The sequence below is a fragment of the Flavobacterium sp. DG2-3 genome, from assembly GCF_030730925.1.
Classification (GTDB): Bacteria; Bacteroidota; Bacteroidia; order Flavobacteriales; family Flavobacteriaceae; genus Flavobacterium.
On record NZ_JAVAMB010000003.1, the window covers coordinates 240,324 to 253,960 of the forward strand.

Annotated in this window: 5 protein-coding genes; 3 read left to right on the forward strand and 2 right to left on the reverse strand. The window is 33.9% G+C overall.

The window, feature by feature from the left end:
* Positions 1–3: 3 nt before the first annotated feature.
* Positions 4–3,840: a type IX secretion system sortase PorU gene (gene porU, locus Q9Q97_RS07065; RefSeq protein ID WP_306155857.1), complete on the reverse strand. Its 3,837-nt coding sequence runs from the start codon at positions 3,838–3,840 to the stop codon at positions 4–6.
* A gap of 212 nt (positions 3,841–4,052) precedes the next feature.
* Here porU and gldJ point away from each other — a divergent pair, with 212 nt between their 5' ends.
* The gene (gene gldJ, locus Q9Q97_RS07070; protein WP_306155935.1) at positions 4,053–5,738 is read left to right on the forward strand and encodes a gliding motility lipoprotein GldJ; all 1,686 of its coding nucleotides are present in this window, start codon (positions 4,053–4,055) and stop codon (positions 5,736–5,738) included.
* Positions 5,739–5,843: 105 nt separating this feature from the next.
* Complete coding sequence (murF, locus tag Q9Q97_RS07075; RefSeq protein ID WP_306155858.1) at positions 5,844–7,130, forward strand: UDP-N-acetylmuramoyl-tripeptide--D-alanyl-D-alanine ligase; 1,287 nt, start codon at positions 5,844–5,846, stop codon at positions 7,128–7,130.
* 40 nt (positions 7,131–7,170) lie between these two features.
* Here murF and Q9Q97_RS07080 read toward each other — a convergent pair whose 3' ends face one another.
* Positions 7,171–10,050 (reverse strand): triple tyrosine motif-containing protein, encoded by a 2,880-nt coding sequence (locus Q9Q97_RS07080; protein ID WP_306155859.1) that lies wholly within the window; start codon positions 10,048–10,050, stop codon positions 7,171–7,173.
* A gap of 344 nt (positions 10,051–10,394) precedes the next feature.
* On the opposite strand from Q9Q97_RS07080, the gene Q9Q97_RS07085 reads away from it, so the two are divergent.
* Positions 10,395–13,625 carry a TonB-dependent receptor gene (locus Q9Q97_RS07085; protein WP_306155860.1) on the forward strand — a complete coding sequence of 1,077 codons (3,231 nt, stop codon included), beginning with the start codon at positions 10,395–10,397 and terminating at the stop codon, positions 13,623–13,625.
* Positions 13,626–13,637: the final 12 nt, after the last annotated feature.

The window sequence follows — 13,637 nt, forward strand, 5'->3', positions numbered from 1 at the left end:
ATATTATAGGATGACAAGCTTTTCGTATTTTTCTGCTTTTTTATTTGTTAAATTAGATTTCACAGTCAGTTTGTAAATATACACTCCTTTTCCGATTTTGTCACCAAAATCGTCTCTTCCGTCCCATGTTATTTCTCGTGATAAAAAACCTTCTGTTGTAACGGTTTGATTTTTTGTCCAAACTACTTTTCCTGTAATGGTCATTACCTGTACTTGTACATCTAGTGGTTCGTAAGGCCTGTTGTGCGAAAACCAGAATTGCGTATAAGTTGAAAAAGGGTTTGGATAATTAAGAACGTGCGATAATGTCAACGAATCGTCTCCAACAACTGTAAATTGAATTTCACTCGTAACGGGATTGTTGTAAACATCCCAAGCTGTAAAACTTATGGTATGCAGTCCAGGAGCTAAATTTCGGAATGGAAAACGTAGATTTCCGTTGGTGTAATCGTCCAGTTTTGTCTGATAGTAATCATTCAAAATATAAGGATTGCTTACGTCTCCGTCCAAAATAGCGACAATATCATGTCCGATTCCGCTTGCTGTATTAATTCCGTTTTCATCTTCTAAAAAGGCCAAAAGAAAAGGCGATTCATTTGTGATTCCTCCCGATACAAAAGTTTCATCGTTCATATATAACTTCACTTTTGGACTTATATTGTCCTGAGGTGCATTTTCGTTAATTCCTCCAATTTTAATGACGTTATTATATCCTGTTTGATTTTCTAATGACTCATTTTTCTTCGAATAAAAACTAATTCGACCATTGTCAACAGGAATTCTAATATCTCTTGGTACGACAAAACTAAATTCAAATTGACCGTTAGTTACAGAGGCGTTTCCTCTAAAAATGGTTTCTCCCAAAGTTTTAAATTGCATTGGAGGGCTAAAACCATCGTTGTTTAAAGTCGTATTTGTAATTAATTTATCGAAAATAGCTGTGGCTAATTCTCCATTATAATTGCTTAAAAGTGTGTTGTTTTCGTCGGTGATTTCTCCAGAAATTTTAATTTTAGATAACGATTTTAAGTCAGGAATTGCTTGCGAAATCACAATATCGTTTACTTTCGTTAAATTAATTCGCGGTTTTGCAATGGCAAGCATTAAAGCAGGATCGCCTATATAAAAGACCACATTGCTGGCAGAACTCGGATTTTCGTTTTTGGATATTCTTAAAGATTCTGCAATCGTATTATATTGGTTTGAACCATAAGAAAGAAGGTTTTTGCTGAGCGTTTTATTGAAGTCTTCAGCATTAGTCTGTCCAATTTCACGAACAGTAGTCAGCATCGAAATAGCGCCTCCTTTCGGATTCCAGAAAACATATTCGCCCGCAGTTGGTCTTGTAGGATCATCAAAACGAGAGAATTCACAAGTAATCGTAATAAATAAAGGATATTTGTATTGGTTGGTAAGATTTTGTCCGTCTGATTTCTCCCAAATTCTTTCGCTTGCTAATCCGTCCTCGCCACCATGCCCTAAATAATTGAATATTAGAGCGCCTTTTTCAAAAGCATTAAAAAAGTCTGTTCTTGCTTTCGGATATCTTGATCCGCCCGCTGAAGCTTCTTGTGTATAAGCGTCTAAAAATATTTTATCAATATTAAAAAAAGGTTTTTCAGTTGCAATTTGATCTGCAAGCGCATTTTGGTTGGCTTGTAAAGTCTGATCACCGGCTTTATCTGAATCATCACTAATTAAAACCATATTATTTCTCCAGTTCCCGTATGACTTGGCGTCGTAATATTCGAGAACTTTATTGACCATTTCTTGTGCTTGCGCGTTGTCTGAAACCAGCATTCTTCCTATCGCGATATCAATTCCGGCAAGAGACGGAATAATTACGCCTTCGTTAGCGTCCATTAATCCGTAAAAATCATCAGAAGGAAATGAAGCTTCGCCAACCGTATTACTAATTAGGGATTGATATATAGGTACAATGTTCGTGTTATTTGAAATTCGGTCTTTATAATCAAACGAAGCGTCTCCAAATAAGTTGACATAACGAACTCTTCTTTCTGAAGAAGAAGCGTTATCATAAATATATTTAATGCAATTTCTAATAGCTGCAATATCTTGTTTGCCAGAAGAAAATTCCTGATAGATATTTTCTAAAGCAATAACTTTTGTGTTTAAATTGGAATTTGTTCTGTGAAAACTCGCCAACCTTTCAGCTTGTGAAACTAAAGATTTTGGAGTTACGATGATATAATCTATATCTTGAAAAGCATTTTGATTGTTTCTAAAAAGCGTTCCTTTTAAATTTTGATTGGCAATTTTTGACTGATTTTCTTTTTGCGGAGCATAATAGTCAGAAGGATCAAGGGCTATATATTTTCTGATTTCTCCCAAATTGGCTTTAAAACTAAAAGAACCCTGATTTGCATTTTCTATTTTAGATACATTATATAGGTCTGTAACGTCCCAGATTTGAGATATTGCCGAAGCATTTCCGAATGTATAATTGACGATTCCTGCTGTAGAACCAGCAGCGTTGTATTGAAAATGAAATTGTTTGCCTGTTCCTAAAAGCCTTCGTTTGGCAGTCAGATTAATGTAATCTAAATAGCCTTTTGATCCAGGAACACCATTATTATTATAAGTAAGTTTTATTTTGATATTGTCTGTTCCGGTAAATTGTGCATTTGATGGTAATTTACCTGTAGTATATTTAGTGTCGGAATTGGCTATTAAAGGCGAAAAATTTATAGACCCCGTATTTTGCCCGTTTGCTACTATTGCAAAAGAAGTAGTGGTTAAAGATGCCGATGCGGCGCTTACTTCTATTTTTACGGGAACCGTGGCTTCAAGATTTGGGAAACTAAATGAGAATTCCTGTTCCTGATTAATATCAAATGCTTCGCCGACCCATTGGCGGCCAAGGTGCGCAATGTTGGTTTGGTCAATTTCATGATATTGATAGTCATCAAACGTGTTTAGCTCTAAAGTGCTAATTCCTGTAGGCTGGTTTAAGTTTTGAATTCTCTTTCCGTCACCGCCAGAAGCAGTTATATAATAATAGGACTTGGTGTCATATAAGTTTATGTTGGTCTGGCTTTCTGAATTCCAAGTATCGGTTCCTTCAGCATAAAAAAGAATGTAATCTTCATTATTAAAAACACCATCATTTTCGCCTAAAATTTGTATCGCATTTTCTATTAAATCATCAGGATAATAAGTGTTATTGGCCAAAGGAAGCATTCTTCCGCCATTTCCATAAATCTTTATTCTTCTCGGATCAGTTTTAGAAGGATCGAATCCTAAACTTTGTAAAAAAGATCGATCAATTCTGTAAACACCTGATTTCTGGATGTAAAATCGGTACCATTCTCCTGAAGCTAAAACAGAATTTGAAATGGCTGCTGATTTTTGAAAGGAAGAAGTGCTGGCAGATCGCGCAGTTGCATTACTGATAAAGTAAGAAAAAGATTTTATGCGTTTGTAGCTGTTTCCTTCTTTAATTATTGGAGACAACGAAAGAAAAGTATACTTTATATCTCTTGCGTTGGTGATAATTACAGTCTCATTTGGTTTTTCTGAGATGTTTTCAAGTGTTAAATCTCCTAAATCTGCTCTAGTGATTGACTCGTAAATGATATTGCTGATTTGCACAGAGCTGCCACTTGAGACGTTCTGTTGGTTCAAATTTTGGAGGAATGTTATGCTTTTTTTTGTAGTGTCGAAGCGAAAACTGTTTCCTGAGAAGTATGGAATTGTGATTTTATTTTCGCCAAAATTTACCTCTTTTTTATTCTGCCAATCTATCGTTATAGCCCCATTTATCTGGGAAAACGAAAGAATTGGAATTAGAAAAAGAGAGATAAGTATTACTTGTTTCATAGGTTTAAAAAGCGAAATTTACTTAAAAAATAATTAGTAAGTAAAAATATAGTATTTCATGTTACAGTAAATAATAAAAAGTATATTTTTGCGTTCGTAACTAAAGGTTATTTTCTGGAAAAAACAGCTAAATAAAATTATTAGAACTGATGTTGCCAATTAAATGTTAATTATTATATTGCAGCACCTAAATTTATCACCTAAGAATGAGTATGAAAGTAAACAAAATTGTAGTCTTGCAGTTAATGATGTCAATGGTATTGATGTTGGGCACGGCTAGTTGTAGCAAAAAATCGAGTTCCTCTCACGCTTCTAGAGCTACTGGCTGGGATGTAGATAGTCAGAATGGAACTGCTGCCAGAAATGCAGGAAAAAAACAACAGGCTGGTCCTGGTTTGGTTTTTGTTGAAGGAGGTACGTTTACTATGGGTAAAGTACAGGATGATGTTATGCACGATTGGAATAACACACCAACTCAACAACACGTTCAATCATTCTATATGGATGAAACCGAAGTTACGAACGGTATGTACTTAGAATACCTAGAGTGGTTAAAGAAAGTTTTTCCACCAACAGAAGAAAATTACAAGAATATTTACGAAGGAGCATCTCCTGATACCTTAGTATGGAGAAATCGTTTAGGTTACAACGAAACGATGACTAATAACTATTTAAGACACCCATCTTATGCTAACTATCCTGTAGTTGGTGTTAACTGGATTCAAGCAGTTGAATTTAGCAAATGGAGAACAGACCGTGTAAACGAGGCTGTTTTAGAAAAAAATGGATATCTTAAAAAAGGTGCTAAAACTAATGATGTAAGCGCTGAAAGTTTATTTAATACTGAAGCTTATGTTGCTTCTCCATCTACTACTTATGGTGGAAACGAAGAATTGGTATTAAAGAAAAACCCTAACGGAAGAAAACCTAGAGCTGGTAAAGACGGTGTAGTTCCTGAAGAGAAAAACGTTTATGCTCAACGTTCTTCTGGTGTTATTTTACCAGAATACAGACTTCCTACTGAAGCTGAATGGGAATATGCAGCAGCAGCTGATGTTGGACAAAGAGAATACAATATCTACAAAGGACAAAAGAAATACCCTTGGTCTGGAGATTATACACGTTCTAACAAACGTAAAAATAAAGGTGACCAATTGGCTAACTTTAAACAAGGAAACGGTGATTACGGTGGAATTGCAGGTTGGTCAGATGATGGAGCTGATATTACGAATGAAGTAAAAAGTTATGCACCAAACGATTTCGGTCTTTATGATATGGCAGGAAACGTTGCAGAATGGGTAGCTGACGTTTACAGACCTATTATTGATAACGAAGCAAATGATTTCAACTATTACAGAGGTAACCAATATGCTAAAAACAAAATTGGTAAAGATGGTAAGTTAGAAATTGTAACAGCTGCTAATATTAAATATGATACTTTAAGTAACGGTAAAGTTATTGCAAGAAACCTTCCAGGAGAAATTGCTCAAGTGCCAGTTGACGAACAAGAAACATATTTAAGAACAAATTTCAGTACAAGCGACAATATCAACTACAGAGATGGTGATAAACAATCTTCAAGATATTTTGACTTCGGAGATTCTGAATCAGGATCAAAAGCAGATCAAGCTATGTACAATTCTCCTAAGCACAACATCACTACTGATAGTTTAGGAAAAATGATCAGAAAGTATGATAACTCTAGTAAACGTACAACTTTAATCGATGATAAAGTAAGAGTTTACAAAGGAGGTTCTTGGAGAGATAGAGCTTACTGGTTAGATCCAGCTCAAAGAAGATACTTCCCTCAAGATATGGCGACTGATTACATTGGTTTCAGATGTGCAATGTCTAGAGTAGGTTCTAAAGCAGAAAAAAGAAAATCTCCTAGAAACTAAATTCTAGGAATTCAATAAAAAAATTCCAAATTCCAACTGAATTACTCAGCTTTTGGAATTTGGAATTTTTTTATTGCTTATTTTTAATGTAAATAATTTTTATAAATGAATATTCAAGACATTCATAACTTGTTTTTACAGTGTAGTTCTCTGTCTATAGATACAAGAAAAATCGAAAAGAATTCGATGTTTTTTGCTATTAAAGGAGAGAATTTTGATGCTAATACATTTGCTAAAGAAGCGCTGGATTTAGGGGCTTTATTTGTTGTTATTGACAATGAATCTTACTTTATTGATGAAAGGACTATTCTAGTAGAAAACAGTCTGCAGACGCTTCAGGAATTGGCAAAGTTCCATCGTGCTTATTTGGCTCTTCCAATTGTTGCTTTGACGGGCAGTAACGGAAAAACGACAACAAAAGAATTAATCAATGTGGTGCTGTCAAAAAAGTTTAAAACAAAAGCTACTATTGGAAATTTAAATAACCATATTGGTGTGCCTTTGACACTGCTTTCTTTTACAAAAGAAACAGAAATCGGAATTGTTGAAATGGGAGCGAATCACCAGAAAGAAATCGAATTTTTGTGCGAAATAGCGCAGCCAGATTTTGGATATATAACCAATTTCGGGAAAGCACATTTGGAAGGTTTTGGTGGAGTTGAAGGTGTAATTGCAGGGAAGAGTGAGATGTACAAATATCTTGCTGCAAACCATAAAACTGTTTTCGTAAATTTGGAAGATCCTATCCAGATTGAGAAATCAAAAGGGATTAAATCATTTACTTTCGGAGTGAAAAAAGAAAGTGCAGATTTAAATATCCAGAATATTACAGCCAACCCTTTTGTTGCTATTAATTATAATGATTTTGCAATTGAATCGCATTTAATTGGACTTTACAACGCTAATAACATAAATGCGGCTGTGTCAATTGGAAAATACTTTGAAGTCAAAGAAAGTGATATAAAGAGCGCTATTGAGAATTATATTCCGGCAAACAATAGATCTCAAATGATGCAAAAAGGTTCTAATGAAATCATTTTAGACGCTTATAATGCCAATCCGAGCAGTATGGCGGTAGCGATTACCAATTTTCTGCAATTGGAAAAGAAAAATAAAATTATGATTCTTGGAGATATGTTCGAATTAGGAGACGAAAGCCTTTACGAGCACAAAGTTATTGTCAATTCTTTGGTAGCTCAAGATCAGGCATTGTGTTTCTTAATTGGAAAATCATTTTATGCAAATCTTGTGTCAAATGAAAATGTAAAGTTTTTCGAAACCTTTGATGAATTTGCATCATTCTTAAAAACGTTCCAATTTGATTCTAATATGATATTGATAAAAGGTTCGCGAGGCATGGCCTTAGAGCGAACTTTAGATTATATTTTATAAAAAGAACAAAGCCATTCGACGCGTCGAATGGCTTTTGTTTTTAAATGCTCATTAGAAAACCTATTAGGTTTTCTTTTTTGTTTAACCCTAGTTTCTTTCTCAAACGGTAACGGGCCAATTCCACTCCGCCTGTTGAAATATTCATGATTTCGGCGATTTCCTTTGTCGACATATTCATTAATAAATAAGTCGATAAATCTAATTCTCGAGGAGATATTGTCGGATATTGCCCTTTTAAGCGCTTTAAAAACTCAAAATGCACATTTTTAATGTGTTTTTCTAAGTCTTTCCAACTTTTGTCGGTATTTACTTCTTTTACAATACTTTTATGCAATTTGCTAAACTCAGATTTAGTGGTTTCGTCCAATATTGCGGTATCAATATCTTTGAGTTTATGAATGATTCCGTTTAAAACTTTATTCTTTTTAACAACCTGCAATGAGTTGTTTACTAGTTCTTTATCTTTTGCTAAGATTTTAATCTGAAGTTTGTCGTTTTTCAGTTTTTCAATTTCTTTTTCCAAATCATGCTGTTCATGCCTGATTTTAGATTCTTTCTCCAGATATAATCTTCTTTGCTCGATGGTTTCATAATACCTGTTCTTTCTGATCTTCAGCTTAATTCTAACTGAAATTAGATAAGCGCCAAGTAATATGAGCATCAAATAAAACAAATAGGCCAAAAAGTGTCTGTACCATGGCGGCGATACGGTGAATTCAACTTCGGTAATATTCGATTCGATGCCATAGCTGTTTCGGGCCTTTAATTTCATTACATAATTACCTTCTCTTAAATTGGTGTATTCTTTTATGGCTGTAGACGACCATCCTCGCCAATTTTCTTCAAAAGGCTCCAATTTATAGGAATACATTACATTATCCTGATTTTCGTAAGTTGGTGATGCAAAAGTAAATTTTACACGATTGTATTTGTACGGTATGCTGTACGAATCCAGTTTGTTGGCTAGATTGCCTGTTAAAATAGTATCTCCAGGGTTCGAAAAGCTCTCAATAAAAGCTTTTGGCTTTGTCATAAAAGTATTTGGAATGGTCGAGTTATAATGCGCCAAACGATCTGTTAATCCTATAAAAATGTTTTGAGGATCTATCGCGTTAACTGAGATATAATTGTTTACCAAATTTCCGGTCAAGTTGGAGAATATCGCTTGTTTTTTGGTAAAAGTTCCATTTTTGTTTTTTACTAATACGCCAAGTGATTCGTTAAAAGCATACCATAAATTTCCTGTCGGATCTTCGATTAATGTGTTTATGGTTGGGATTCCGTTAAATAAGTTTGTTATTTTTTTATCTTCAAAAAAAGCTTCCTGTTCTACAGAATATCTGTAAAAATGATTTTTTACTTGAAAATAAACTTTTCCATTGATGTTTTGAAGACTATTTATTCCTTTATATTTTTCGGATATGTTGACGTGTTTTTTGATAAAATCAAATCTTTGCAAATCTTCAGATAATTTTACCTGATATAAGAAAGGATTTTTTTTCAGCCATAAGTAATTAGCGTCTATTTCTACAGAAAAATTATTAGTCGTTTCATCAAATCCTTTTACCTGATGCAAATAGTCATATCCAGAGGCAGATCGTTTAAAAACTGAAAATCCGTTATAGCTTTCACCAATTATGTAATTTTCGTGGTCGGGTATTTTTTTAAATCCGAAATATCCTTTGTTGTCCAGTATTTTTGATACTCTGTTGTTTTCAATAATTAATGCCCCACTGTTACTGGCGCATATTAATACATTATTTAAGACTTGAATGTTCCAAACTTGAGAAATCGTTCCTTCAACTCTTGTAAACGGACTGTCTTTAAAAGAGCTTCCCCAAGGGTGATAAAATAGCCCTTGATTTGTGGCTACATAAAGATTTCCATTGTGAGTCGTAGAGGCATAGACTGTTCCTATATTATAACTGTAATCAAAATAAGAAAAAGGCGAATTTTCATTTATAAAAGTGATTCCGTTATCAAGTCCAAGCCAGATATTGCTTTTATTGTCGACAAAGGAAGCTAAAATGGTGTTATTTTGAATACCTTTTTGACGGTTTAAATGCTGGATTATTTTTCCGTTTAAATCACAGATAATGGCTCCGTCTAATACCGAATTGAGTATTATAAACTTATTTTTGATAATTGATCCCCCCAGCGAAGTGTTTTTCTTAATGAATTCATTAGCCTCTGTTGCCCAAGGTTTGATAACTCCGTTTTCTGAAACAAAAAGCCCTTTTTCTAAAGTTGCATATAATAATTTGTTGTTGGACAATGGGAAAAGGGACCATATTTCTTTATCGTTAAAAACAGTAGTGCCTTTTATTGCTGTAAGTTTTCTGTTTTTATATTCAAGAACTCCTAAGGTTTTATCTTGAAAATAAAGGCGGTTGTTAACTAAAAATGAAAATTGAAATTTGTGAGGAGCGGTTAGCGTTGTAACTTTTTCATTTTTTAGAAAAAAGACCTTGCTGAATGATTGAAAGATAACCTCTCCATTGAAAATGTGAATTCTCCAGATTAAATTAATGTTTTCTTTGTCTATTGGGCTTAAAAGATTGTAAAGGGAATAGTATTTTAAAATTCCCTTTTCGTCATACTTAAAATATCCAAATTCGTTATTTCCGCCAACAAATATTCTTCCTAAAGCATCAATTTTTAAGCTTCTAATCTCCGATTTGTTGGGTAAGGAGTATTTATGCCAGTTTGAACCGTCAAATTGAATCAAACCGCTGTTGTTAGCAAAGTAGATATTGCCATTTTTATCCTGATCAATACTCCAGTTTTGAGTTCCACCTTTGTATTCAGATCTCTTATAATTTTTTATATCTGGAATTCCAATATTTTTTACCTGTGAAAAACCTTCTATTTGTAAGAATAACAATAAAATTAATGGTATAGATCTAACTATGGATTTCATAAAATTTTAAATATATTTTTATTATAAATGCGTTATTTTGACTTTATATTGTTGATTTTTTAATCGTTATAAAACTTATTTTTTGATTTTTTTTAAAATTATAACGTAATAGTTCTTGTTATGCGAATGTAATATACGTTTTTTTTAATTAACATTTTTATAACAAAATTTTCTAAAAGTTAAATATCATTAAATCAATTAATTAAAAAATAAATGTTGTGGTTTTGTAGTGTGTTAAGATTTAGTTTGAAGTGTTTTTGTAAAGAATTTTAATCTCAGATTATTGAAATTTAACATTATCATTGCATTAAATTACTAATTAATTAACCAAAATTTTTAGAAAAATGAAATTGACAAAATTATTTATTTTTTGTGTTTCGTCTTTACTGTTTTCTGTAGTCGCATTTGCTCAGGATGTGACCATAAACGGAATCATTAATGACGACAGTGGATTACCCGTCCCAGGTGCGACGGTTTTAGTAAAGGGAACCAATAAGGCAACTGCATCTGACTTTGATGGGAAATTTCAGATTAGTGCTCCTTCTAATGGAACTTTAGTAATCAGTTTCGTTGGTTTTGAAACTGTAAATGAGGTAATAGGAGGAAGAACCAAGCTTACTATTGCTCTTAAAGCAGTATCTCAAAGTTTAAATGAGGTTGTGGTTATCGGTTACGGTACACAAAAGAAAGCTTTGATTACTGGTGCTTCTACAAACTTAAAAGGAGAGACGCTACAAGAATTGAATACAGGTTCTGCAATGGAGGCACTTCAAGGAATTGCACCAGGGATTAGTATTACAAGAAACAGCGGTGCACCAGGTGCGGGTACAAAAGTTGTTATCCGTGGTATCGGTACCATCGGATCCTCAAATCCATTGTATATTGTTGATGGTGTTGCTGTTGGAGATATAGATTATTTGAGCCCTTCAGATATTGAATCTATAGACGTTCTTAAAGATGCGGCTTCTGCAGCAATCTATGGTTCTAGGGCTGCAAACGGGGTTGTTTTGGTGACTACTGTTAAAGGACGTAAAGGCAAACCAGCAAGAATTTCGTATGATTCTTATTTTGGAATTCAGAATATTTATAAAAACCTTGATCCTCTTAACGCTCAAGAGTACATGTATATCATGGATGAAGGAAGGGTTAATGACGGACTTGCGCCAAACGACTGGAAAACAATGTTAACTAGTAATGACTGGTTAGAGAGAAATTATCCAGGAGCAGGAACTCAGCTTGGTAACGAAATCTGGGACAAACTGCAAAAAGGATGGACAGGAACGAATTGGATAAATGAAATGTCTAAAAAAGACGCTCCTATTGTAAATCATTCGATTAATATTACTGGAGGAAGCGAAGATATTACGTATTCATTTGGGGTTTCTTATTTTGATCAAGATGGTATTATTGGCGGTAATATCGTAGATGCTGGATTTAAAAGATTAACTACAAGGCTGAATACGCAAATGGTTTTGAAGAAAAATGAAAGCCATAATATTATCACTATTGGAGAAAATTTAACGTATACTAATATTCAAAAAAGAGATGTTTCTTCCGGTAATATTTACGGAAACGATTTGCATAATGCTCTTACACAAAACCCATTACAACCAGCGTATTGGCAGACAGCAATTGATAGAAATATTAACGAATACGGATTTACTCCAACTTTAGATGGTTTAAATACAAACCAAACAAATCCTTTGGCGGTAATGTATTACAGAAGTAATTACAACTATCCAAAAGATCATAAAATTATTGGTAATGTATTTCTAGAGGTTGAACCAATTTCTAATTTAAGATTTAAAACGGTGTACGGAATCGATTCATGGTTTGGTTATAACAGAACTATGAACCCAACATACCATTTAGGAGTACTTTATAATGATGCAGTTGACGGTGCAACACAATCTCAGTATTTTGGAGCAAACTCAACTTGGACAAATACTCTTGCCTATCAAAAACAAATTGGTAATCATAATATTAATGCAGTAATTGGAACTGAATTATGGCAAAGAATTGTTGAAAATAATGTTTATGGCTCAAGAAACGGTTTGCTGTTTCCAAATGATCCAAAATATGCTTATTTAGATAATACTAAGAGTCCAGGTTCTATTGCAGATATTAATACAACTGGTTTTGATAAAGCTGCTGGTGGAGGTGCTATTATGTCGTACTTTGCGCGTGCTCAGTATGATTATAAGGAGAAATACCTTCTTTCTGCGGTAATACGCCGTGACGGATCTTCAAACTTTGGTGATGGTTACAAATATGGGAATTTCCCTTCTGTATCTGCAGGTTGGGTTGTTACTAAAGAAGATTTTATGGCTGGTGCTTCAAAATACCTTGATTTCTTGAAGTTAAGAGCAAGCTGGGGACAAAATGGTAATCAGTATACAGATTATGCTTTCTATTATTCATCTAATATCAAATATGCTTTCCCAGGTTACTTTTTTGGAGATACTAAACCGGTATCTGGACAGACTGCTTATCCTGCAAAAGTGACTAATCCAAGTGTTACTTGGGAAACTTCTGAGCAGTTGGATTTAGGGCTTGATGCAAGTTTGTTTAATTCAAGGTTAGGAATAACACTTGACTGGTACAAAAAAACAACTAGAGATTGGTTAGTACTAGCTGAATTGCCTGGAACTGCAGGTGCTGATTATCCATATATTAATGGTGGAGATATTGAAAACAAGGGAGTTGAGTTTTCTGTAAGCTGGAAAGATAAAGTAGGAGATTTCAAATATGGTCTAACAGTAAGCGGTGCTTTCAACAAAAATGAAGTTACAAAAATTGCCAACAGTAATGGTATAATTAATGGGCCTGCCCACGTGTTGTCTCAAGGAACATCTGAAATTTCAAGAGCGCAAGTAGGGTATCCAATTGGTGCTTTCTATGGTTTTAAAACTGCGGGAATTTTGCAGAATCAACAAGAAGTTGATGCTTACGTAGGTCCTAATGGTCAGCCTTATTTTAATGATCAGCGTCCTGGAGATGTTCGTTTTGTTGATCAGAATAACGATGGGGTAATTGATGAAAAAGATAAAGTGATTTTAGGAGACCCGAATGCAAACTTTCAATTAGGTATTCAATTAAATTTCGAATACAAAAATATTTACTTGAACTCTACGTTGGCAGGAAAATATGGAATGCAGGTAATGCAATCATACAGATCTTTTGCTGATAGCCCAAAACAAAATTATACTTCAGATGTTTTTGATCGCTGGCATGGAGAAGGAACTTCAAACAAAATGCCTCGTTTAAGCTCTGTGTCAAACAGAAACACCAATTATATCTCTGACATCTACATGCAGAATGCAGATTATTTGAGAATTAACAATTTAACTCTAGGGTATAACTTTAATGAATTATTAAAAGATATTAAGTTTATCTCGAATCTTAAATTCTATGTAGCTGTAAATAACTTATACACATTTACAAAATATGATGGTATGGATCCAGAGGTACGTTGGTCGGGAGATAATAATACAACTCCATGGGCTTCGGGAATAGATCTTGGTCTATATCCGCAATCTAGAACGGTAATGTTTGGATTAAGTGCAGATTTTTAATATTAAAATATT